19 protein-coding genes are annotated in these 24,004 nt (G+C 57.8%); 10 read left to right on the top strand and 9 right to left on the bottom strand.

The window, feature by feature from the left end:
* Nucleotides 1–231: 231 nt before the first annotated feature.
* From purT to E5Q11_RS17175, 4 genes are read right to left on the bottom strand one after another with little or no spacing between them, the layout of a single operon-like run.
* Nucleotides 232–1,437, bottom strand: a complete 1,206-nt coding sequence (purT, locus tag E5Q11_RS17190) for a formate-dependent phosphoribosylglycinamide formyltransferase (protein ID WP_191964493.1) — start codon at nt 1,435–1,437, stop codon at nt 232–234.
* Between the two features lie 51 nt (nt 1,438–1,488).
* Nucleotides 1,489–1,671, bottom strand: coding sequence for a DUF1289 domain-containing protein (locus tag E5Q11_RS17185; protein WP_135804683.1), 183 nt, complete (start codon nt 1,669–1,671; stop codon nt 1,489–1,491).
* Between the two features lies 1 nt (nt 1,672).
* Nucleotides 1,673–2,215: a gamma carbonic anhydrase family protein gene (locus tag E5Q11_RS17180; RefSeq protein WP_135804682.1), complete on the bottom strand. Its 543-nt coding sequence runs from the start codon at nt 2,213–2,215 to the stop codon at nt 1,673–1,675.
* Nucleotide 2,216: 1 nt separating this feature from the next.
* Nucleotides 2,217–2,804, bottom strand: a complete 588-nt coding sequence (locus E5Q11_RS17175; protein WP_135804681.1) for an NUDIX hydrolase — start codon at nt 2,802–2,804, stop codon at nt 2,217–2,219.
* 98 nt (nt 2,805–2,902) lie between these two features.
* Between E5Q11_RS17175 and E5Q11_RS17170 the strand changes: the two genes are divergently transcribed.
* Nucleotides 2,903–3,448 carry an NUDIX hydrolase gene (locus tag E5Q11_RS17170; protein WP_135804680.1) on the top strand — a complete coding sequence of 182 codons (546 nt, stop codon included), beginning with the start codon at nt 2,903–2,905 and terminating at the stop codon, nt 3,446–3,448.
* Between the two features lie 12 nt (nt 3,449–3,460).
* Here E5Q11_RS17170 and E5Q11_RS17165 read toward each other — a convergent pair whose 3' ends face one another.
* Entirely contained in the window at nt 3,461–3,772 is a 312-nt protein-coding gene (locus tag E5Q11_RS17165; protein ID WP_135804679.1) for a YqfO family protein, read from the bottom strand.
* A 403-nt stretch (nt 3,773–4,175) separates the two neighbouring features.
* Entirely contained in the window at nt 4,176–8,081 is a 3,906-nt protein-coding gene (gene purL, locus E5Q11_RS17160) for a phosphoribosylformylglycinamidine synthase (RefSeq protein ID WP_135804678.1), read from the bottom strand.
* A 309-nt stretch (nt 8,082–8,390) separates the two neighbouring features.
* Between purL and mltF the strand changes: the two genes are divergently transcribed.
* Nucleotides 8,391–9,878 (top strand): membrane-bound lytic murein transglycosylase MltF, encoded by a 1,488-nt coding sequence (gene mltF / locus E5Q11_RS17155; protein ID WP_135804684.1) that lies wholly within the window; start codon nt 8,391–8,393, stop codon nt 9,876–9,878.
* Here mltF and E5Q11_RS17150 read toward each other — a convergent pair.
* Nucleotides 9,857–10,348 carry a regulatory protein RecX gene (locus E5Q11_RS17150; protein ID WP_135804677.1) on the bottom strand — a complete coding sequence of 164 codons (492 nt, stop codon included), beginning with the start codon at nt 10,346–10,348 and terminating at the stop codon, nt 9,857–9,859. The two genes, mltF and E5Q11_RS17150, sit on opposite strands and share 22 nt — an antisense overlap.
* A 67-nt stretch (nt 10,349–10,415) precedes the next feature.
* On the opposite strand from E5Q11_RS17150, the gene E5Q11_RS17145 reads away from it, so the two are divergent.
* Nucleotides 10,416–12,893 (top strand): DUF349 domain-containing protein, encoded by a 2,478-nt coding sequence (locus E5Q11_RS17145; protein ID WP_135804676.1) that lies wholly within the window; start codon nt 10,416–10,418, stop codon nt 12,891–12,893.
* Between the two features lie 5 nt (nt 12,894–12,898).
* On the opposite strand, the gene E5Q11_RS17140 is transcribed toward E5Q11_RS17145, so the two are convergent.
* A complete protein-coding gene (locus E5Q11_RS17140) occupies nt 12,899–13,165 on the bottom strand; it encodes a late competence development ComFB family protein (RefSeq protein WP_135804675.1) in 267 nt (88 codons plus the stop codon).
* Between the two features lie 213 nt (nt 13,166–13,378).
* On the opposite strand from E5Q11_RS17140, the gene E5Q11_RS17135 reads away from it, so the two are divergent.
* The 4 genes from E5Q11_RS17135 to E5Q11_RS17120 all read left to right on the top strand — a co-directional run bounded on the left by E5Q11_RS17135 (nt 13,379) and on the right by E5Q11_RS17120 (nt 19,994).
* Nucleotides 13,379–14,587: an acetyl-CoA C-acetyltransferase gene (locus E5Q11_RS17135; protein ID WP_135804674.1), complete on the top strand. Its 1,209-nt coding sequence runs from the start codon at nt 13,379–13,381 to the stop codon at nt 14,585–14,587.
* 31 nt (nt 14,588–14,618) lie between these two features.
* Nucleotides 14,619–16,769, top strand: a complete 2,151-nt coding sequence (locus E5Q11_RS17130) for a 3-hydroxyacyl-CoA dehydrogenase NAD-binding domain-containing protein (protein ID WP_135804673.1) — start codon at nt 14,619–14,621, stop codon at nt 16,767–16,769.
* A gap of 254 nt (nt 16,770–17,023) precedes the next feature.
* Nucleotides 17,024–19,201, top strand: coding sequence for a carboxy terminal-processing peptidase (locus E5Q11_RS17125; RefSeq protein ID WP_135804672.1), 2,178 nt, complete (start codon nt 17,024–17,026; stop codon nt 19,199–19,201).
* Between the two features lie 22 nt (nt 19,202–19,223).
* Nucleotides 19,224–19,994 carry a helix-turn-helix domain-containing protein gene (locus E5Q11_RS17120; RefSeq protein WP_135804671.1) on the top strand — a complete coding sequence of 257 codons (771 nt, stop codon included), beginning with the start codon at nt 19,224–19,226 and terminating at the stop codon, nt 19,992–19,994.
* Here E5Q11_RS17120 and mtnA read toward each other — a convergent pair.
* Nucleotides 19,991–21,055: an S-methyl-5-thioribose-1-phosphate isomerase gene (gene mtnA, locus E5Q11_RS17115; protein ID WP_135804670.1), complete on the bottom strand. Its 1,065-nt coding sequence runs from the start codon at nt 21,053–21,055 to the stop codon at nt 19,991–19,993. The two genes, E5Q11_RS17120 and mtnA, sit on opposite strands and share 4 nt — an antisense overlap.
* Before the next feature lie 187 nt (nt 21,056–21,242).
* Between mtnA and E5Q11_RS17110 the strand changes: the two genes are divergently transcribed.
* From E5Q11_RS17110 to E5Q11_RS17100, 3 genes are read left to right on the top strand one after another with little or no spacing between them, the layout of a single operon-like run.
* Nucleotides 21,243–22,583 carry a TRZ/ATZ family hydrolase gene (locus E5Q11_RS17110; RefSeq protein ID WP_135804669.1) on the top strand — a complete coding sequence of 447 codons (1,341 nt, stop codon included), beginning with the start codon at nt 21,243–21,245 and terminating at the stop codon, nt 22,581–22,583.
* Between the two features lie 32 nt (nt 22,584–22,615).
* Complete coding sequence (gene ubiG / locus E5Q11_RS17105; RefSeq protein ID WP_135804668.1) at nt 22,616–23,344, top strand: bifunctional 2-polyprenyl-6-hydroxyphenol methylase/3-demethylubiquinol 3-O-methyltransferase UbiG; 729 nt, start codon at nt 22,616–22,618, stop codon at nt 23,342–23,344.
* Entirely contained in the window at nt 23,341–24,000 is a 660-nt protein-coding gene (locus E5Q11_RS17100; RefSeq protein ID WP_225315076.1) for an HAD-IA family hydrolase, read from the top strand. Before ubiG ends, E5Q11_RS17100 begins: the two co-directional genes overlap by 4 nt.
* The last annotated feature ends 4 nt before the right edge of the window (nt 24,001–24,004 follow it).

The following is a 24,004-nucleotide window of genomic DNA, read 5'->3' as shown; positions in this document are numbered from 1 at the left end:
GGAACTTCCGTTCCCTGATCAAGGCCGCGTATTCTACAGCGAATCGCGACCTTGTCAACCGCTTTGAGAAGAAATTCGATGACCGGAATCTCTAATAAATTCAAACGGTTGTCTTTCGATTTCTGACCCGCCTCAGCGGCGTGCCCCTCGAAAGAGATGCGTATTCTACAGCCCTGCCGGTCGGTGTCAACGGTTCGTGAGCAAGTTTTTGCCATTGGCGACAAATAACCGTCAGAAAACGGCGATTACCTTGCCTGCGGCCGTTACCGCTTTCTCACGCGCATCCTCTATTGTGTCGCCTTTTGCCAGAGCAACACCCATTCGCCGCTTCCCTTTCAGTTCAGGTTTGCCAAAGAGCCTTAAATAAACGTCTGGCTCAGCGAGTGCATTTTCAAGTCCGGTGTAGGCAACCTCAGCCGACTCACCCTCTGGCAGTATCACCGCCGATGCACAGGGACCCAGCTGTCTGATCGCTGGTATCGGCAGACCCAGTATTGCCCTGGCATGAAGAGCGAACTCGGAAAGATCCTGCGACACAAGGGTAACCAGCCCGGTGTCATGTGGCCGAGGCGAAACCTCTGAAAACCAGACCTGATCTCCTTTGACAAACAGTTCGACGCCATAGAGACCCAAACCACCAAGATTATCGACCACAGCTTCGGCAATTTCCCGCGAGCGCGAGAGAGCTTCCCGGCTCATGGCCTGTGGCTGCCAGGACTCCCGATAGTCGCCGTCTTCCTGACGGTGACCAATCGGATCACAGAAGGAAATTCCATCCCGATGCTTTACGGTCAATAACGTAATTTCATAATCGAAATCCACAAACCCTTCGACAATGACCCGGCCCTTACCGGCACGACCACCAGACTGCGCGTACTCCCAGGCCCGCTCAACATCGGCCTCGGTTTTTACCGTACTCTGACCTTTGCCGGAGGAGCTCATGACCGGTTTCACGACCAGAGGCAAACCGATCTCGCTCACCGCTGCGAGGTAGTCTTCCCGGGTTTCTGCAAAACGGTATGGTGACGTGGCCAGGCCAAGGTCTTCTGCGGCGAGGCGTCGAATGCCCTCACGGTTCATGGTGAGGTTGACGGCTCTTGCGGTCGGGATAACCCGGTAACCCTCTTGCTCAAGCTTGACCAGTTCCGGCGTGGCTATCGCTTCTATTTCCGGGACGATCAGGTGCGGCTTTTCCGCTTCGATCACAAACCGCAGCGCGTCCCCGTCGAGCATGTCAATCACGTGGCTGCGGTGGGCCACCTGCATGGCCGGCGCATTTGCATAGCGGTCAACCGCTATTACCTCGACTCCCAGCCGCTGCAGCTCAATCACCACCTCTTTGCCAAGCTCGCCGGACCCGCAGAAAAGCACACGGAACGCGTTGTCTTTGAGGGGTGTTCCAATTGTTACCGAATCCGGCAAAGAGGTGTGGGGCATCGTCTGTTTCCTGTCTTTTTTTTAAAGTCACTCAGGGTCTGCCGATGAAACTCAGAGACCCACCTTTTCTTCCCGCTTGGCCACCTGCTCCAGAACTTTACGGCGCTGATCATCGTCCAACCTTGGCCAGCTCATGATTTCGTCGCTGGTTCGATGACAGCCAATGCAAAGATCGTTTTCGTCTAGAGCGCAGATACTGACGCAGGGCGACTGCACCCGATCCTGTCTTCGCATGTCAGCCCCCTGAGCCCTGGGGATCGCAGGGCTTCAGGCATTCCACATAGTTTGCCGCGTTCTTGACGTAGTGTGCCGCACTCATTTCCAGCATTTTCTTCTGGTTGTCTGTCAGCTCGCGCTTGATCTTGCCTGGCGACCCTACGACCATAGAGCCATCGGGCACTTCCATGCCTTCCGGAATCAGCGTGTTTGCACCGATCAGGCAATGCTTACCAATTTTTGCGCCATTCAGCACCACCGCATTGATTCCAATCAGTGAATAATCACCGATGTCACACCCGTGCAGCATGACCTTGTGGCCGACCGTCACTCCCTTACCCAAGTTCAGTGCAAGCCCCGGATCCGTATGGAGAACCGAGCCATCCTGAACGTTGGTTTCCGGACCGATCGTGATCCACTCGTTATCACCCCGGATGACCACGTTAAACCAGACACTGGATTTCTCCATCAGCCGGACGCTGCCGATCACCGATGCGTTATCGGCCACAAACTGGCCGTCTCCGTTAAGCTCAGGTTTTCTATCACCTAGTTGGTAAAACATATCAGCCTCCTTTCACCGGCTCGAGCAGGTCAATGCCGGCGTCATACACTGCGTTCAGGAAATCCACTAAAACCACGGCAGACAGCCCCCAGATCTGGTACCGCTCCCAACGGTAGCAGGGCACGTGAAACGTGTTATTCATAAAGCTGAGCGCATCCGTACGCTCGCGCCGGTCTTCCAGAAAAAAACTGACGGGTACGCGAAAAATGCTTTCTATCTCGGCAGGGTTTGCAGTCAGCGGATGATCGCCAGGGATCACACCAACGTACGGAGTAACCAGAATCTGATGCAAAGACATCACCTGGCTAAGCGGCGCGATCAGCTCTACCTGCTCCGGCGGCAGCCCGATTTCTTCATGGGTTTCACGCAGCGCAGTAGCCGCAAGGGAGTCATCCTCCAGGTCACGCCGGCCGCCGGGAAACGATACCTGTCCACGATGAGTGCTCAGGTTTGCGGACCTGAGCGTAAAAACAATTTCAGGATTGTTTCGATCCTCGGTGACAGGAACCAGAACGCCCGCTTCGGGATAGTCCAGCGTTAATAATCTGGGCACATAACCTGAGAGACGCTCGTGAAGTAGATCGCGCAAATTCTGGCTCCGTTTTTACATCAGACTCTTGAATGAGACACCCGCACCGCGGATAGTTACGTTCACAAACGCACACTTGCCCACTCACGGTGAAACGAATGAAATACTGCAGCACCTGCGGCGACCAGGTCGAACAAAAAATACCACAGGGCGACAATCGTCACCGTTATGTATGTGTCAGCTGCGAAACCATACATTACCAGAATCCGCGAATTGTGGCTGGCACCGTGCCGGTTCTGGACGGCCAGGTACTGCTCTGCCGCCGGGCCATTGAGCCCCGCTATGGCTACTGGACCCTGCCAGCGGGCTTTATGGAAAACTCCGAAACCACGCTGGAAGCGGCGGCCCGCGAAACCCTGGAAGAAGCCCTGGCAACAGTAACCATGGAAGATCTGTATACCGTCATTCATGTCCCCCACATCGATCAGGTGCACATGTTCTATCGGGCAACCCTGAACAGCACGGACTTCGGCGCTGGTGAAGAGTCGCTTGAGACCCGGCTTTTTCCCCTGAATGACATTCCCTGGGATGAGCTCTCTTTCCCTACCGTTCGAAGAACGCTGGAGCTCTTTCTGGAAGACCACGGCAACAACCACTACCCGGTTCACGTAGAAGACATCCGCTACCGGATGGGCAAAAAATAGCCAGACCAGTGGTTACAGGTCTTCCATGTGAAACACTTCATAAGCCGGCTCTTCGTAGGGGTGCGCCAGCTTCAGCGCTGCGACGGCAGCCCTGATCAGATTGTCTTCACAGACCAGTTCCACACGGTACTCGCTAACCGTTTCAAGCTGCCCTGACTGACCCAGAAATGGCTGACTGCCCTCCAGCGGCCTGAACTGCCCCTGACCCTGAACCTGCCAGGCGCAGGAATCGTAATCTCCGACCCGCCCTGCCCCTGCTTCGAAAAGCGCGTTCTTGGTTTCTTCGAGGTGACTCTCAGGAACGAAATAACAAAGCTTATACATCGAAAACACCTCCTGATCCGGATGCCGAAAACCCAATATTCTGATCAGATTAAGCAGTTAGCAACTTACCCACAGAATCTGTGGATAACTCTGGGGAAAGATTTTGGGAACCCTCGTCTATCCCCCGCGATTGCTGCACTTCTGTTAAATTGGCGACAAATTACCCTATCTTATTAACTCTATACTTTTCAATAACTTAATATTGTCCAGAAAAAAATGAATCCGGAACCAGCGCTTTGTTCAGACAGTAACCAGCGGGTGCCCGAGAATGTGCATAAAACAGGAACGTCAAGTCCAAATACCGGATTTTATATAAAAAAACCGGCCTGAATTGCGTCACCTTTATGGTGCATTCAGACCGGCTCTGTGACCACCCGACTTCTTGCCGTGGTTTGCTGGAAATCTATCCGTACCAGCGGCGCGCGTTCCTGAACATTCGTATCCAGGGCGCATCTTCGTTCCAGTGGTCCGGGTGCCAGGAATGCTGGGAAGTGCGGAACACCCGTTCCGGATGAGGCATCATGATTGTGACCCGCCCATCCCGTGTTGTTACGCCGGTAATGCCATTTTCCGAGCCATTTGGATTGTACGGGTACCGTTCGGTTACCTGGCCCCGGTTATCCACATAACGCAGCGCCACCAGTTCGCTCTCTTCCAGCTGCTCGGCGGACGACCCGCCGGAAAGCTCAACCCGGCCTTCACCATGGGCCACCGCAATGGGCATTCTGGAGCCGGCCATACCGTCCATGAAGGCAGAAGGCGATGGCACGACTTCTGCCATGACCAGCCTTGCTTCGAACTGTTCCGACTGGTTTCTGACAAAACGCGGCCAACCTTCGCTGCCCGGAATCAGTTCATGCAGGTTGGACAACATCTGACAGCCATTGCAGACCCCGAGGGCCAGCGTGTCCTGACGATTGAAGAATGCGGCAAACTGGTCTCTCACCCGATCGCTGAACAGAATCGACTTTGCCCAGCCTTCACCAGCGCCCAGAACATCACCAAAGGAGAATCCTCCGCAGGCCACTAGGGTCTTGAAGTCTTCCAGAGAAACCCTGCCAGAAAGCAGGTCGCTCATGTGGACGTCCACCGACTCGAATCCGGCGCGGTCAAACGCTGCGGCCATCTCTACCTGACCGTTAACGCCCTGCTCACGTAGCACTGCAACCCTGGGTTTCGCGCCGGTATGAATAAACGGTGCTGCAATGTTGTCGTTCAGATCAAAGGTCAGCTCCGCGTGCAGTCCGGGATCTTCGGCATCCTGCAGGTTATCAAACTCCTCCTGGGCGCAATCAGCGTTGTCACGCAGGGACTGAATCTGATAACTGGTTTCTGCCCAAAGGCTCTGGAGCTCAACTCTGGATCGGGAAATAACGGGCTGCCCTTCAAACGCGAAGCGAAGCTGGTCCTCCTCATTCAGGGTGCCAACTACCGACGTGTGGTCGCCAAGACCTGCTGCCGAGAACTGCTGGAGCACAAAGGGAGTATCCTCTCGGCGCACCTGAATCACAGCACCAAGCTCTTCATTGAACAGCTCTCTGGGAATCTGAGTTGCATTCTCCGCAAGGCCGTCCAGCTTGATATCAATACCAGTGTGGCCAGCAAAAGCCATTTCTACGAGGGTAACAAACAGACCACCGTCGGAACGGTCATGGTAAGCCAGAAGCTTGTTGTCACCATTGAGCCCCTGAACCACCGCAAAGAACGCCTTGATATCCTCAGGGTCGTCAAGGTCGGGCGCAACAGCACCAACCTGCCCATAGACCTGTGCCAATGCCGAACCGCCCAAACGATTCTGACCTGCCGCCAGATCCACGAGAATAAGGTCGGTATCGCCCGCATCGGTCATCAGTTGCGGAGTCAACGTTCTGTCGACATCCACAACGGGCGCGAATCCGCTGACAATCAGTGATAGGGGTGACGTCACACTTTTCTGCTCGCCGCCATCTTCTTCCCAGACGGTTTTCATGGACATGGAGTCCTTGCCGACCGGGATGGCAATGCCAAGCGCCGGACAAAGCTCCATGCCAACCGCCTTGACGGTCTCGTACAGATTTTCGTCTTCACCGGGATGACCCGCGGCAGCCATCCAGTTTGCAGACAGTCGGATATCAGACAGGGCTGCAATGGGCGCTGCCGCCATGTTGGTGATCACTTCACCCACCGCCATGCGGCCGGACGCCGGGGCATCAATAACCGCAACTGGCGTGCGCTCGCCCATCGCCATGGCTTCACCGGCCTTTACGTCAAACGAGGTCGAAGTCACCGCTACATCGCTGACTGGCACCTGCCAGGGACCGACCATCTGGTCCCGGGCCACCAGGCCGGTAATCGTGCGGTCACCAATGGTAATCAGGAAGCTCTTTGAGCCGACACTTGGCAGGCGCAGCAGGCGGTCCACCGCGTCATTGACATCTATCTTGCCGGAATCAAAAATCGGCTTGGTGAAGGAAGAACGGGTTACACTGCGGTGCATCCGCGGGGGCTTGCCGAACAGTACGTCCATCGGCAGATCCACGGGCTTATCATCAAAATACGAGTCTGACAGCTGCAGGTGATGCTCTTCAGTGGCGTCGCCAATGACCGCATAGGGGCATCGTTCCCGGCGACACAGGGCGTCGAAACGCTCAAGATTCTCCGGCGCCACCGCCATTACATAGCGTTCCTGGGATTCATTGCACCAGATTTCCAACGGTGACATGCCCGGTTCATCGCTGGGGATATCACGAAGCTCGAACCGACCACCACGGCCACCATCCTTGACCAGTTCCGGCATGGCGTTCGACAGGCCGCCGGCCCCTACGTCGTGAATAAAGCAGATGGGGTTGTCGTCGCCCATCTGCCAGCAGCGGTCTATAACCTCCTGACAGCGGCGTTCCATTTCCGGGTTGTCGCGCTGAACAGACGCAAAATCCAGGTTTTCATTACTGGAGCCGGAATCCATGGAAGACGCAGCACCGCCGCCAAGACCAATCAGCATCGAAGGTCCGCCCAGAACAATCAGCTTGGCTCCGACCGGGATATGGCCTTTCTCCACGTGGTCGGCGCGAATATTGCCCAGACCACCCGCGATCATGATCGGTTTGTGATAACCGCGGATTTCTTCGCCATTGGCCCCAGGCACACAGCTTTCGAAGGTGCGAAAATAACCGGCCAGGTTGGGCCGCCCGAATTCGTTGTTGAATGCGGCGCCGCCAATCGGCCCCTCGATCATGATGTCCAGGGGCGAAGCAATGCGCTCAGGCTTGCCATAACCGATTTCCCAGGGCTGGCTGTCACCGGGAATATTCAGGTTGGACACGGTAAACCCGGTCAGCCCGGCCTTCGGCTTTGAGCCCCGACCGGTTGCGCCCTCGTCCCGGATTTCACCGCCAGAACCGGTTGCCGCACCAGCGGCCGGGGCGATGGCTGTGGGGTGGTTGTGGGTTTCCACCTTCATGAGGATATGAATGTCTTCCTCGTGATAGCGATAGGTGCCGGTTTCCGCATCGGGGAAGAAACGCCCGCCCCTGCTGCCCTTGATGACCGACGCGTTGTCCTTGTATGCGGAAAGCACGCCGTCGCCGTTCATCTCGTGAGTGTTGCGAATCATGGCGAACAGAGACTTCTGCTGCCCTTCGCCATCGATGTCCCAGGAGGCGTTAAAAATCTTGTGGCGGCAGTGCTCGGAGTTCGCCTGGGCGAACATCATCAGCTCGACGTCTGTAGGGTCACGCTCAAGATGGGTAAAGGACTTCACCAGATAGTCGATTTCGTCTTCGGCAAGCGCCAGCCCCAGTGACTGGTTTGCCTCCACCAGCGCCCGACGACCGCCGGACAGGACCGGCACCCGCTTTACCAGGCGAGGCTCTTCGGTGTGGAACAGCAACTCTGCGCCGCCCATCTCATGAAAAACTTTCTGGGTCATGCGGTCGTGCAAAAGGGCGGCAATTTTTTCCCGCTGCTCGAGGCTCAGCTTCCGGCTGGATTTGACGTAATAGGCCGTACCGCGCTCGATACGCCGGATCTGCCGCAAGCCACAGTTTCGCGCAATTTCTGTGGCCTTGCTGGACCAGGGTGACAGGGTTCCCGGGCGCGGGACTACAAGAAAAAGGACACCATCCGGCTCTTCCACCGCCACACTTGGGCCGTAGGTCAGCAACCTGTCCAGTACCGCCTGGTCGCACTCCGTCAGATCAGATTCCAGGTCGGTAAAGTGCATGAACTCCGCATAAACATGAGCGACCTCAGGCACTATTTCCTGAATGCGGGAATGCAGTTTACGGGAGCGGAAGGGCGAGAGCGCTGGAGCGCCACGAAGTTCGAGCATGATCAAAACCTGTGTGCGAAACGGGTTCGTCGGGGGCTGGCCGACTGAAAGGCCGCCATGATACTCGAAAGCGAGGCGGGGATACAGCGTCCTGAGACCTTCGGACCCTGTCTGAATTTACATCATTTTGCACAGATAATGAGCAATTAATTTGACCACGTGAAAGAGACCATAGATTATACAGGTTAGCCAGGGAGGCTTGAAATGGGCTTTTACGTTCAGGTGATCGAAACAGCACGCACACCGTATGACCCATCGACTTATTGCGAGGGAGTTCAGAACTTGCCAAACGATGTTCAGCATTGGCTGATGGCCTCTTACAAACAGGCACTGGTGATCTGTATCGCCCTGCTGGTGGTCGGTTGCTCACGCCCCAGCACCCTTCAGGAAATCCGCGCGGAAGGCGTTCTGCACGTCATTACTCGCACTGCACCCTCTATCTATTTCGAAGGGCGTGACGGCAAGACTGGCTATGACTATGAGCTGGCCCGAATGTTCGCCGAAGAGCTTGGGGTTGAACTCAGGCTTCGAGTAGCCGAAGACAATTCCGAAATACTCTCGGTTCTTGACCGGAACTACGCCCATATAGGCCTATCTGGGCTGCCCTCGGGGCCTGACCTCGGTTCCCGCTTTCATTCCGTTGCCAACGGCATCCAGGCCAAATCAGTCGTGGTTTATAACCGCGACGTCGAGCGCCCGGAATCCCTCGTGGACCTGCACCAGAAAACTCTGCACCTGGTTGCAGACAGCAATCATCGCGGACACCTGGCCATTGGCGATGATGAAGCCCCAGCCATTAACTGGAGGCCGCACCAGGGGCTGGACGCAGCGGGCATTCTGGCAAGGGTCGAGTCCGGTGAATTTCCCTACGCCGTTGTTGCGTCTAACGAGCTCGATCTCAACCACGTATTTTTTCCTCAGGTTAAACGTGCGTTCAGCCTCAGTGACGCCAACGATATTCTGTGGTTGTTCCCGGCAGAGCAGGACCAGAGTCTGGTCAAAGCAGCGCGCAAGTTCCTTACAAAAGTTGAAAACAACGGCACGCTGGCGCAACTGGCCGAACGCTTCTACGGCCACCTGGATCGGCTGAACTACGTGGGTGCCCGCACCTTCGTTCATCATGTTGAGAACCGGCTCCCCAAATACGACGAGCTGTTTCAGGCCTATGCTGAATCCTACGAGCTCGACTGGCGCCTTCTGGCCGCCATTGGCTATCAGGAATCCCACTGGCGTCCAAACGCCGTGTCTCCGACCGGAGTTCGCGGCCTGATGATGCTTACCCGCAACACTGCCAGCCATATTGGCGTCAGCAACCGTCTGGACGTAGAAGAGAGCATCAGGGGCGGCGCGAAATACTTCACCATGGTGCACCGCAAGGTGCCCGAACGCATACCGGAACCTGACCGCACCTGGTTTGCACTTGCCTCCTACAACGTTGGCTGGGGGCATGTCGAAGACGCAAGGCGCCTGACCCAGGGCGCTGGGAAAGACCCTGATCGCTGGATGGATGTAAAAGAGTTCCTGCCCCTGCTTGCGCAGAAAGAGTGGTACAGCAAGACCCGGTTCGGCTACGCCCGTGGCCATGAGCCGGTGGTTTACGTGCAGAACATCCGCCGCTACTACGACGTTCTGGCATGGATGACCGAACCTTCGGACATTGCCGATGCGCGCAAGAAACCCTGGTTCAGTGAACTCGAGGGCATGGAGCCCGTTATCGCCCCCGGGCCTGAGGAAACCACGGCAGACATCAGAAAACCCCTGCCAGAAGAACTCAGCTACCTGCCGCCAACACTCTGATCTTCCAGATCATCCAGAGTGGCTTCAAGGGCAGCCTCTATGTGGTCTCCAGCGTAACCACGTCGGGCAAGAAAGCGCCCCTGGCGCCCCTTTTCATCCCAGTCATCGCGAATATCCACCAATCCAAAACGCCGGTCGCGAACCCGAATAGCGCTGTCAGCCCACTCCCTGTCGGTCATTGCAGACAGCCATGCGGGTAGTGCCTGAATGCCGCGCTGTTGCAGCTCTGCGGCAATTTTCAGGGGGCCATAGCCAAGGTCGAATCGTTGGCGGGCAAACACATCGGCGAATCGCTCATTATTGAGCCAGTCATTCGCTTCGTATTCATCCAGCACCTTTTCAATCACCGGCGCTTCAATCTTGCGCTGGCGCAGTTTCAGGTCTAGTTCCAGCCGGCTGTGCTCACGTCGGGCAAGCAACCGCAATGCCGCAGCCCTGGCCTTATATTCCGGATCTTCCTGTTTTGCCATAACAAGTCTTCCCGCCCTCGCCTTCAAAACGCTAGACTAGCGCCCATATTTTTCAAAGGATACCTCCATGGCCGCGTTCATCCAGAAACTTTTTGGCCGCAAACAGGCGCCCGCACCCAAGGCTGCGGAACCCTCAGGGCCAACCGCCAATCAACAAGAAAAATCCGACCGTCAGGACAATCTCAGACAGCAACAGTTAACCCAGTTGTCTGGGTCACCGTCACAGGCTGAGCTGGAAAATCTTGCCACCCAGGGAGCGACGGCGGAAATCCGTCTGTCCGCGGCAAAATTACTGACCGCCAAAGATAGTCTGCAGCGGGTCCAGAAACGGGCAAAAGGCAAAGACAAAGGCGTTTACCAGTGTGTCCGGCAGGCCCTGCAGACGATTCGCGCCGCCGAGGACGAGCAGCAGCAACGCGAGCAAGCGATTTCAACATTGATACAGAATGCCCGCGACCAGGCCCGTAGCGACGACACCAAGCTATTCGAGCCGCGTCTTGAAGCACTTCTAAAGCGCTGGGCAGAGCTTGAAACCCATGCCAGCCAGGACCAGGCCAGCGAATTCCTGCAGGCCGTACATGAGTGCCGGGCCAGGCTTGAGGTAATGAACACGGAAAAAGCCCGCGAGGCCCAGGCCCGGGAGCAGAAAAACCAACGCGCCGAGACGCTTGCCCTGCTGGAGGAAACGCTGGAGAACCTCAAACAGCCCGCCCCAGACTCGGAGCCCTCAGTGGCCAGCCTGGATGCCCTGCAGAAAACCCAGGAGAACCGCTGGCTGGAAGCCACGCGGGACACACCGGTAGAAAAACAGGAACAGAAGACCTACGAGTCCCTGATGCTGCCGCTGCGCAACTACATCGGCGCGCTCCGCCGATTCGGCCAGAGTCGTGAGGCCATCCAGGCTCTGCTGGATCCACAGACAGACAATTCGGCTGACGGGCTGGCGCAAACCGCCAAAGATCTGTTGGCCGATGTGGACTGGCCGGCGGACTTCCCTGTGCCGACTCTCCTGCAGAAACTGGCGAAGGACGCCGGCGAGAAATCCCGCCCGGAATCAGGGACACGCCCAGCCGCTGCGGACTCCGAAGCCCAGAAAACTCTGGCGGAAACGGTGACCCAAACGCTGGCGCGGCTGGAACAGGCCCTGGAAGCTCGACAATTGAAGGAATCGAGACAACTGTTCAAAACCGCGCAGCAGCAGTTCAAACAGCTGGACCGCAAACACAGCCAGCCGCTGCAGGCACGGATGCAACTTCTGGGTGGCCAGCTGCGCGAACTGGGCGACTGGCAGGGCTTTGCCACGCGACCAAAACAGATCGCACTGTGCGAACAGATGGAATACCTCGCCGAACAGCCCATGGAACCCGAGGCAAAGGCAGAGCGCATCAAGGAGCTTCAGAACGAATGGCGCGAACTTGGTGGCTCGTCCGACCGGGAACTGTGGGCCCGCTTCAAGCAGGCATCAGATCTGGCCTACGAACCTTGCAAAGCCTATTTTTCGGCCAAATCCGGACTCAAGCAGGCCAACCTCGAAACCCGGAAAACCATTATCTCGCAGTTGAAAACCTTCATCGAAAACGCCGATTGGCAGGCCATTGACTGGAAAGCCGCCGAGCGCATTCATCAGAAGGCCCGTGAGGAATGGAAAGCAGCGTGGCCGGTTGAGTTCCGGGACAACCGGTCTGTTCAGAAGGATTTTGACGCTCTGCTCAAGCAGCTTGAAGAGCCGCTGAACCAGGAGCGGAAAAACAACGAAGCCATCAAACAGACCATTGTCGAAAATGCGGAAGCCCTGATTAAGCACGAGCCATTATCGGATGCGATGAACCAGGCAAAAGCCTTACAGAACGAATGGCAGCAGGTCGGCATCACCCGCCACAGGGAAGACCGAAAGCTATGGCAGGCATTCCGCAATGCCTGCGACCAGATCTTTGCCCGGCGGGATGCCGAGAAAAACGAGCAGCAGGAGCAGACCCGTGCAGCCGATGAAAGCGCCGCCCCAATTCTGGATAAAGCGCGCCAAATGGTTGATAACCAGGCGACTGAAGACCTGACCGCTTGCCTTACAGAGCTTGAAGGCCTGGCAAGCGAGCCCCTGTCCAACGGGGTCCAGAATAAGGTAAAGCAGGAACAGGCACGGCTGACATCCCTGATTGAGCAGATTCGCAGCCGCCAGAAACTCGACCAGTGGCGCCAGCACATCCGGGCAAGAGTCGATGGACCATCAGCCGAATCGGACCTGCCGCAACACTGGCAGACGCTGGCTTCAGACCTGGCGGATGGAACTGCGGCTGAGCTGGTGATCCGGGCAGAAATCCTTGCCGAAACCGCATCACCCGTAGAAGAGCAAACCCGAAGAATGGAAATCCAGGTTCAGCGCTTGGCCGAAGGTATGGGTGGAAATGGCAACGAACAGGGCCGGCTGCCGCAAATGGAGAGCCTGGTCGCTGGCTGGTGCCTGCGACCAGAAGACGAGACAGTCAATCAGAGCCGAGCCGATCGCCTGATTGCCGCCCTGCAGGCCGTTCTCGCCGAGCAAGCCTGAACCGGCTAAAGCTCCCGTTTATGACCCTGCACAAAATCCCTGGCGTCTTTCACGGCGCCCAGGGAATCCTCTTTCATGGCTTTCATTTCCCCCTCGGCCATGTAGAACACCATATCCACGCTGTGCCGATAATACTTTGACGGCAAGCGATTCAGCGCAACACACATGACATCCGTCAGAAAATCCTCATCGTCATCCGGTTGCCGTGTTTCATCGATGGCATCCGCCACCAGCTTTTCATAAAGGTTATCGATGGCGTCTATCAGTGACATGGCTCTGCTCCCGCAGGATTGAATAGTTCTGTTAACACCATAGATCCCGCTGGAACAAAAGTCATGAGCACAATTCACTGCATGAGCAATTTCGCCAATGTAATTGGCACTGCCCGCCATTACCCCTCTGGCCTCCCAGCCGCTATGGTTGTCTACTGACGAGGCACCAACCGAAACCATGCCTGAACAAGATCAACCAGACGAGGACACAGAATGACCACCGAAGCCTATATCTTCGATGCGGTCCGCACGCCCAGAGGGCGCGGCAAGAAAGACGGAGCATTGCACAGCGTCAAACCGGTCACCCTGATGACGCAGATTCTGAAGGCTCTGGAAGAACGCAACCGTCTGGACACCTCGCAGGTCGACGACATCGTGCTTGGCTGCGTCACTGCCGTCGGTGACCAGGGAGCGGATATCGCCAAAACCGCTGCCCTGGCAGCAGACTGGCATGAGGTGGTTGCCGGTGTCACTCTCAACCGGTTCTGCGCATCCGGGCTGGAAGCCGTCAACCTGGCGGCCATGAAAGTGCGTTCCGGTTGGGAGGACCTGGTGGTCGCCGGCGGCGTTGAAGCCATGTCCCGCGTGCCCATGGGCTCGGACGGCGGCGCCTGGGCGACCGATCCGGCCACCAACCTGCACACCGGTTTCATGCCCCAGGGCATAGGCGCCGACCTGATCGCCACCCTGGAAGGCTTCAGCCGCGAAGACGTGGACGGGTTTGCGGTCAAATCCCAGCAAAAAGCCGCCAACGCTTGGGAAAAAGGCTATTTCTCGAAATCCATTATCCCGGTCACCGACCAGAACGGCGTCGTCATTCTGGACCGGGACGAACACGTTCGCGGCTCCACGTCTATCGAATCCCTGTCTGGCCTCAAGCCATCGTTCCAGATGATGGGCGAAATGGGCTTTGACGGCGTGGCCCGGGAGAAATACCACTACGTGGAAAAAATCAACCACGTGCACCACGCTGGCAACTCCTCCGGCATCGTCGATGGCGCAACCGCCATGCTGATCGGCAGCGAAGCCAAGGGCAAGGCTCTGGGTCTGAAGCCCCGCGCGCGCATTCTGGCGACAGCGGTCACCAGCACCGACCCAACCATCATGCTCACCGGCCCTGCCCCGGCGGCCAGGAAGGCACTGGAAAAAGCCGGTATGACGGCGGACCAGATTGATCTGTTCGAAGTGAATGAAGCCTTCGCCTCGGTTGTCATGCGGTTCCAGCGGGAACTGCAGGTGCCGGATGACAAGGTCAACGTCAACGGCGGCGCCATCGCCATGGGCCATCCCCTGGGCGCCACCGGCGCCATGATTCTGGGCACCCTGCTGGACGAACTGGAGCGGCGGGAACTTCGCTATGGGCTGGCCACCCTGTGTGTGGGCGGCGGCATGGGCATTGCCACCATTATCGAGCGCATCTGAGCCGACGACCGACTTCGAGGAGATTGAAAACATGAGTGCCATTCAGTACGACCTGGGTTCAGACAAGATTCTGACCCTCACCATCGATATGCCCGGCCAGTCCGCCAACACCATGAATGCGGAGTTCCGGACAGCCCTGTCCGACACCGTTAACCAGGTTAAAAAAGATCTGGAAGGAATCGCGGGCATTATCATCACCTCCGGCAAGAAAACCTTTTTCGCCGGCGGCGATCTGAAAGAGCTCTACAAGGTGACTCGCGAAGACGCGGAAGCCTTCGAAAACATGGTCAACGGCCTGAAAGCCGAAATGCGCGCCCTGGAAACCAGCGGCAAGCCCGTGGTCGCCGCCATCAACGGCTCAGCCCTGGGCGGTGGCCTGGAAATCTGCCTGGCCTGCGATCACCGGGTGGTGTTGGACGACGACAAAATCCAGCTGGGTCTGCCGGAAGTCACCCTTGGCCTGCTACCCGGCGGAGGCGGCACCCAGCGCCTGCCACGGATGATTGGCCTGGAAGCCGCCTTCCCGTTTCTGATGGAAGGCAAAAAGGTCAACCCGAAAGCCGCGCTCAAAGCCGGTATCGTGGATGAACTGGCCAGTTCCCGGGACGACATGCTGACCAAAGCCCGGGCGTTTATCGAAGCCAACCCCAAATGCCAGCAGCCGTGGGATCAGAAAGGCTTCAAGATTCCGGGCGGTGCACCCCATCATCCCTCCATGGCTCAGAAACTGGCTATTGCCCCGGCCATGCTGAAGCAGAAAACCAAAGGCTGCTACCCTGCGCCGGAGCGCATTCTGTCCGCCGCAGTGGAAGGCGCCCAGGTCGACTTTGACAATGGCAGCCTGATCGAGACCCGCTATTTTGCGGAACTGACCATCGGCCAGGTCGCCAAGAACATGACCGGCACCTTCTGGTTCCAGCTCAACGCCGTCAATGCCGGCGAAAGCCGCCCCAAAGGCGTGGACAAAGAAACCTTCCGAAAAGTCGGCGTACTGGGCGCAGGCATGATGGGCGCAGGCATTGCCTATTCCACCGCCACCCGCGGCCTGGAAGTGGTGCTCAAGGACGTATCCACGGAAAACGCCGAGAAAGGCAAAGCCTACTCCGAAAAACTGCTTGCCAAAAAAGTCAGCCGTGGGCGCATGACCGAGGAGCAGAAAGCCGAGGTGCTGGGCCGCATCAAGGCCACCGGTTCTGCTGAAGATCTGGACGGCTGCGACCTGGTGATCGAGGCGGTGTTTGAAGACAGTGACCTGAAAGCCAAAGTCACCCAGGAGGCGGAAGCAAAGCTGGTCCAGAACGGCATCTTTGCCTCCAACACCTCAACCATCCCGATTACCCAACTGGCGGAGGCGTCCACCAAGCCGGAAAACTTTATCGGCCTGCACTTCTTTTCCCCGGTGGACAAGATGCAGCTGGTAGAAATCATCGTGGGCGCCAAAACTTCCGAAGACACCCTGGCCCGCGCCTTCGACTATGTCCAGCAGATCGGCAAGATTCCGATTGTGGTCAACGACAGCCGCGGCTTCTTTACCTCCCGCGTCTTTGGCACCTTCGTCAACGAAGGTATTGCCATGCTGGGCGAAGGCATTCATCCGTCCAGCATTGAAAACGCAGGCGTGCTGTCCGGCATGCCCGTGGGACCACTGGCGATTTCCGACGAAGTCAGCATGACCCTGATGCAGCACATCCGCGACCAGAGCAGAAAGGATACGGAAGCAGCGGGCAAAACCTGGAACGCCCACCCGGCGGAAACGGTGATTGACCAGATGGTTGGCACCCACAACCGCAAGGGCAAGGCGGCAGGCGCAGGCTTCTACGAGTACCCCGAATCCGGCAAGAAGTACCTCTGGCCGGAACTGGAGTCGCTCTATGTGGATCAGGCCAAGGCCCGCTCGACGGAACTTCAGGACCTGAAAGACCGCATTCTGTTCATTCAGGCTATTGAAACCGTACGCTGTCTGGAAGAAGGGGTGCTGAGAACCGTGGAAGACGCCAATATCGGCAGCATCTTCGGCATTGGCTTCGCCCCCTGGACCGGCGGTGCCATACAGTTCATCAACCAGTATGGCGTTCGCGCTTTCAGCGAACGCGCGAAAGACCTGGCTGAGCGGTTCGGGGAGCGTTTCAACCCGCCGGCCATGTTGCTGGAAAAAGCGGAAACCAACGCGTTGTTCGCTTAATATCAGGCCTGTTTGCATCGGGCTGCCCTTGACCAACGGTCAGCGGCCCGGTGCAGATACAAACCTGCCCACTTCATGGACAGATTGTCACGAAGCGAAACCCTTCCCCTATGGCAACGCCCTCTGCCCTTGCCTACAATGAAAGCAATGAGTCAATCCGGCATTGCACCTGAATCGTATTTCCTCCCGCCAGATACGGCGTCAGCGGTACGCCGTTGGACACGTAATGCCAAACACCGTCAGGTAACCATTCTATGAGCATCGCGGAACGCATTATGACCCGTCACAGCGAACTGGATAACCCCCTGAAGCATCTGTTCAGGGCAGTGTCTATCGGATTGGTTCTGACCCTGTCAGCTCAGGCGTCTGCGACCGCCGAATCAACCGACACCGCCTATGAACCCGTGGCACCGACGGTGGACCAGGCTCGCGCCAATATCCTGATTGCCCGGCAACTCCAGTTCACCCATTTTCGCGACATGGGCATCAATGATGACCTCTCCAGCGATGTATTCGATGCCTACCTGGACTATCTGGATGGCCAGCACATCTATCTGACCCAGGAAGACATCAATCAGTTCAGCGCAGTCAGGGACAGCCTGGGCTCGGCGTTGAAAACCGGTCAGCTTCAGCCTGGTTTCGATATCTACAACCTGGTCCAGCAGCGCATCATCGAAAGACTGAACTTCGCTATCAACGTGATCGAAAGCGGCATCGACAAACTGGATTTCGAAACTGACGAGCAGATTCTGGTGGATCGCTCGGAAGCGGACTGGGAAGCAGATGCGGCGGCCCTCGACAATCTCTGGATCAAGCGAATCAAGAACGCCGTTCTGGCTCAACGCCTCAACGGCAGTGACGATGAAGAAATCACCAAGGCCCTGCTGCGCCGTTACGAAGGCCAGCTCAAGCGCACTCGCCAGGCCCGCAGCGAGGATGCTTTCCAGGCTTACATGAATGCCTTTGCAGGCATGTGGGACCCACACACCTCCTACTTTTCGCCGCGCACCTCGGAAAATTTCAACATCAATATGAGCCTGTCGCTGGAAGGCATTGGTGCGGTACTTCAGTCCGACAACGAATATACCAAGGTGGTTCGCCTGGTGCCCGGCGGCCCGGCTTCCAAGCAGGGCCAGTTGCAACCCGCTGACCGCATTGTCTCGGTACGCCAGGAAGACAAGGAAGAAGCCGTCAATGTCATAGGCTGGCGCCTTGACGAGGTTGTGGACCTTATCCGTGGCCCGAAACAGTCCACCGTCACGCTGGAAGTCATTCCATCGGATGCGGCCGACGAAACCGTCACCAAAACCATCGCCATCAAGCGTGATGAAGTAAAACTGGAAGAGCAGAGCGCCAGCAGCGATGTCATTGAACTGGACCGCAGCGGCAAAACTTTCCGAATCGGCGTTATCACCATTCCGACCTTCTATGCCGACTTTAAAGCCATGCAGGACGGTGACCCCAACTACAAGAGCACCACGCGGGATGTCCGTAATCTGATCAATGACCTGAAACAGGAAGGCATCGACGGCATCGTCATGGACGTTCGCAATAATGGCGGCGGTGCCCTGCACGAGGCCAATGACCTGGTCGGGCTGTTCATCGAAGAAGGCCCTACCGTGCAGATTCGTAACTCCAACAACGATGTCAAAGTGCTGGAAGACCAGGACCCGTCAGTGACCTACGATGGCCCGTTGGTGGTTCTGGTCAACCGGATGAGCGCCTCGGCGTCGGAAATCTTTGCCGGCGCTATCCAGGATTACGGTCGCGGCCTGGTGGTGGGCTCGCAAACCTTTGGCAAAGGCACGGTGCAGGCGGTTCGACCGCTCAACCACGGCCAGTTGAAGATTACCCAGAGCAAGTTCTATCGCGTATCCGGTGGTTCAACCCAGCACAAGGGTGTGATTCCGGATATTGAAATCCCCTCACGCGTGGACAAGACACGTATCGGTGAGGATGCGCTGGATCATGCCCTGCCCTGGGATCAGATTGAAGCCGTGCCCCACGAACGCTACTTCGATTTCAGTGGCGTGATCGACGAGCTTCGCGTCCGCCACGACGAGCGTTTCGCAGAGCACCCGGAATTCCGCCTGCTTCAGAAAGAAATCGATTTCCTGAAACAGCAGCGCGAGAAAACTACCGTCAGCCTCAACCTGGTTGAACGCGAAGCCTATCAGTCGCAGGTTGAGCGGGCCCGGCTAACCATTGCCAACGCCCGCCGGGAGATCCGCGGCGAAGAGCCGTTCGATACGCTGGAACAGCTTGACGACTGGCAGGATATGCAAGCGGCCGATGTTGATAGTACCGATGACGATCTGGATTTCATCATCGAGGAAGGCGGGAACATCATGGCTGATATGCTGGAGCTTGATCAGCGCATGGCGTCCATCCTGACCCCGAAACAGATTACCGCGCAGGCCCGTTCACACTAAGCAGCAGCCACGGAAAACCGCAATGGCAAACAGGGATGGCGATCACAAAAAGGCAAAAGTGCTGGAAGCCATGCTGATGGACGCCATGCATGCCATGCGCTCCATGGAGGAAGTGCAGGAAGCGGGAGGCCCGATTGATCCGGGCGGAGAGCGGGCTGCAGGCGACGAGCCCGAAGCCGAATCCCTGGTTGAGCGAATTGCCGGCTTCACCGGCTCGGCCTTGCGTTTCGCTGCCCGGTCCACCGACACTTCGCTCAAAATCGGCCGTGCCCTGATGAATTCCCAGGATCAGCTACGAATGATGCTGGTGGCGGGCAACTCTCTTCGGGACATCCGCGAAGTCGCAGGGCTGACCCTGTCCGAGATGAGCGAAGCCCTGAACCTGAAAGACAAGTCCGTTCTGGAGGCCATCGAGAATGGCACCAGCACTCTGTCTTTCGAGCTGATTCTTCGCCTGGCGGCGCTGATCGCCCGTAACGACCCGATTCCCTTTATTCTGCGCACTACCCGCAACTATAACCCTGAAGTCTGGCGAATTCTCGACGGCTGGGGTGTCGGGCGCCTGCCCCTCCAGTTTGAACGGGAGCGACAGTTCATCAATATTTTCCGCGCCCACGATGATGCCCGCACCCTCTCGGACGAAGGCTTTCAGAAAGTCCTGGAATTCACCCGGCAGAGCTTTGAAATGTCCCTGCACTTTGTTGAACAGCAGGAAAAAGAGCTGGCACAGGCCCGGGAAAATCTCAGCAAGGCCCAGGCTGCAGCGCCGGGCTCAAAAAAAGACCGCTCCTAACCAAAAAGCCGTTTCATCCCCTGGGTATCCGGGCGACTTACCACACCTTTCTCGGTCACGATGGCATCAATTAGACCCGCCGGCGTAACATCGAAAACCGGATTGAACACGGCGACGGATGCCGGCGCCATGGGCACAGTTCGCACCTGGCGCAGCTCTGTTCCATCGCGCTCTTCGATCGGGATTTCTGCTCCGGATTCAAGCGCCATGTCCACCGTGCTGGACGGCGCAACCACCATAAAGCCAACGCCATGAAAACGGGCAAGCACCGCCAGGCTGTAGGTACCGATCTTGTTCGCCACATCGCCGTTGGCGGTAATCCGGTCAGCGCCCACAATTACCCAGCTCACCTTGCCGGACGCGAGAATGGCCGCCGCAGCGCTGTCCGCATTCAGGGTGACCGGTATGCCGTCCCGTGCCAGCTCCCACACCGTCAGCCGGCTGCCCTGCAACCACGGCCGGGTTTCGTCGGCAAAGGCGTTTACCAGCAGTCCGGTTTCATGCAGCCGCCGAATCACTCCCAGAGCTGTGCCGTATCCCCCAGTCGCCAGCGCACCGGTATTGCAGTGGGTCAGAACCGAGATGGGCTTTTGGGCGTTCATGTGGCCCAGGGCATGGTCCGCCATGGCAAGATTGGCGGCCAGATCGTCCTCGTGAATCTCGACGGCGGCGGCTACAAGCTGCTCGATGGCGTCTTCCCTAGTGGCACACTCTGCCAGTCGGCCTTGCATGCGCTCGAGCGCCCAGAAAAGATTCACCGCCGTCGGGCGTGATTCAGCCAGCAGCCGGACCGCGGCCTCCACTTGCTCCCGCCAGTCAGCGCCAGCGGATGATTGGGCGGCCAAGACAACCCCGTAGGCCGCGCTTATCCCGATGGCCGGGGCACCGCGAACCACCATATCCCTGATGGCGTCCGCTACCCCCGGGGCGCTGTCCAGGCTCAGCCAGATTTCCTGGTCAGGGAGCAGGCGCTGATCCAGCAACTCCAGGCTTGTGCCACGCCAGCGCATGGCGACCGTGCCGATTAAACGTTGACCAGGACTTGCCGGGGCCTGACTCATACCGAACTCCAAACCAGAATAATGTGGCGGCAGTATAACGCTACCGGGCTTGCAACTCAGCCCTCCCCGGCAGGTCTTTCTGGCCCGACCAGGGTAGTTCTGTGGCGGGTCGGTCGCTATACTTCGGGGCTGATTTCCAGTTTCTGACAAGCAGTTTCCAGCGCTAACGGACCACAAGGCAGGATAAATGACGGCAGACACCATCAACGCAGCAGATATCCGGATCAACGCCCGCTGGCTGATCCCGATTGAACCCGCCAATATCGTGCTTGAACATCACGCGGTGCTGGTTCAGGGCGACCGAATAGCCGCCATCCTGCCGCAGAAAGACGCCGACTCGAGTTACCGTGCCAAGGAAGTGATCGACCTGCCCTGCCATGTTGTCCTTCCCGGCCTGATCAACACCCATGGCCACGCCGCCATGTCGCTGTTCCGCGGCATGGCCGATGACCTGCCGCTGATGACCTGGCTGAATGACCACATCTGGCCCGCCGAAGGCGAGTTTATCAGCGAAGCTTTCATCGGCGACGGCACCCAGCTGGCGATGGCGGAAATGCTGCGTACCGGCACCACCACCTTTTCCGACATGTACTTTTTCCCGGAAGTTGTGGCCCAGCTTGCCCATGACGTGGGCATGCGCGCCCAGATCTGCTTTCCGCTACTGGACTTTCCCACGCCCTGGGGCTCAGGCCCTGACGAATACCTGAGCAAGGGTCGCGCTTTCATCGAGCAGTGGCAGGGCAACGCGTTCGTATCGCCTGCTATTGGCCCCCACGCACCCTATACCGTGTCTGATCAGCCCCTGACCCGCGCCATAGCGCTGTCCGAGGAAACCGGTGCGGCCATCCAGATGCACCTGCACGAGACCGGGTTTGAGGTCGCCGATGCCCTTGAGAAAACCGGCGTCCGGCCAACAGCGCGAATGGCTGGCCTGGGGCTGTTGGGGCCCAATACTCAATGTGTCCACATGACCCAGATCGACGAGTCTGATCTGGCCCTACTGCAACAGACCGGCGCCCACGTGATTCACTGCCCCGAGTCGAATCTGAAACTGGCCAGCGGACTCTGCCCCGTCCATAAACTGCAGGAAGCGGGCGTTAATGTGGCGATAGGCACCGATGGGGCAGCCAGCAACAACGACCTGGATCTGTTTGGAGAACTGAGCACGGCGGCCATGCTGGCCAAGGCGGTTGCCGATGATGCCTCTGCGCTTTCCGCCCACAGGGCCCTCGCCATGGCCACCATTGCCGGCGCACGGGCTATCGGCCGGGACAGCGAACTGGGCTCGCTGGTGCCTGGCAAGCTGGCTGATCTGATCGCGGTTGATCTGAGCGATCCTTTCCTTCAGCCCGTATATGATCCTGCGTCCCATCTGGTCTACAGCCGCCATGGGCGACAGGTCAGCCACAGCTGGATCGGCGGTGTGCCCCAGGTACAGAACGGCGAGCTGACCCGTATTGATGTGCCGGATCTGATGCTGAGAGTCCAGAGCTGGTCGGACAGAATTCGCGAGCAGCAATCCCGCTGACACGCCACTTTTCCAGGATTAGGCAGTTTGCTATGAGTAAACAGAACGTAGATCAGAGTGAGATCGCAAAATTCGAGGCCCTCGCCAGCCGCTGGTGGGACCCCACCAGCGAATTCAGGCCGTTGCACGACATCAACCCGCTGCGGCTGAACTATATCGAAGAGCGCTGCCCCCTGGCCGGCAAAAAAGCCATTGATATTGGCTGCGGCGGCGGACTCCTGTCTGAGGGCATGGCCCAGCGCGGAGCCCACGTGACCGGTATCGACATGGGCGAAGCGCCGCTCGCCGTTGCCAGGCTCCATGGCATGGAAAGCGGGATCAACGTCGACTACCAACAGACCACTGTGGAAGAGCTGGCCAGTGACCCAGAGCACGCCGGCCAATACGACCTGGTCACCTGCCTCGAGATGCTGGAACACGTTCCCGACCCCGCCTCCGTTGTCAAGGCCTGTGCCGCGCTTCTCAAGCCTGGCGGTCACCTGTTTGTTTCAACCATCAACCGCAATCCGAAGTCATTCCTGTTTGCGATTGTCGGCGCCGAATACGTGCTACGGCTGCTGCCAAGGGGCACCCACGAATGGCAGAAATTCATCCGGCCGTCGGAAATGTCTGATTATCTTCGCCACGCGGGCCTGGAGGTGAGCGAACTCACTGGCATGACCTATAACCCCATCACCAAAGTCTATCGACTGGGTCGAGATGTCGACGTCAACTACCTGATGCACGCCATCGACTCGCGAGGAGAGCAGTCATCGTCGTGAACCACAAGCCCTCGGCCGTTCTGTTTGACCTGGACGGCACGCTGATCGATACCGCCCCGGATTTTATCCGGTGCCTGAACCAGCTGCGGCAAACCCGCAGTCTCGACCCGCTCCCGCCCGAGTTTATCCGGCAGTCAGTGTCTGACGGAGCGCGGGCCATGGTCCGTATCGGTTTCGGCATCGAACAGCACCAGCCCGGCTATGCCGAACTGCGCGCCGAATTTCTGGACCTGTATGAAATCGGCGTTGCGGTTGAAACAACCCTGTTCGACGGCATGGACGAAATTCTTCTGTCACTGGAAGCGCGGCAGATTCCCTGGGGCATAGTCACCAACAAACCAGTGCGTTTTGCGGCGCCGCTGATTCAGGCCCTGGGGCTCGGAAAGCGCTGCTCGACCCTGATCTGCCCTGATCACGTGGCCAACACCAAACCTGACCCCGAGGCCCTGTTCCTGGCCTGCAATGAAACGCAGGCAACCCCTGAAACCGCCATTTACGTGGGCGATCACAAGCGCGATATCGACGCCGGTCGCAATGCCGGAATGAAGACCATTGCCGTCCGTTACGGCTATATCGAACAACCGGAAACCGTCGATTCATGGCAGGCGGATCACATCGCCGATACGGTCAACGACCTCGCAAAACTGTTACAATAGGGCT

The sequence above is a fragment of the Marinobacter confluentis genome (assembly GCF_004785685.1).
Taxonomy (GTDB): Bacteria; Pseudomonadota; Gammaproteobacteria; order Pseudomonadales; family Oleiphilaceae; genus Marinobacter; species Marinobacter confluentis.
The sequence above is the reverse complement of the archived record's forward strand: the minus strand, read 5'-3'. Positions and strand labels throughout refer to the sequence as shown.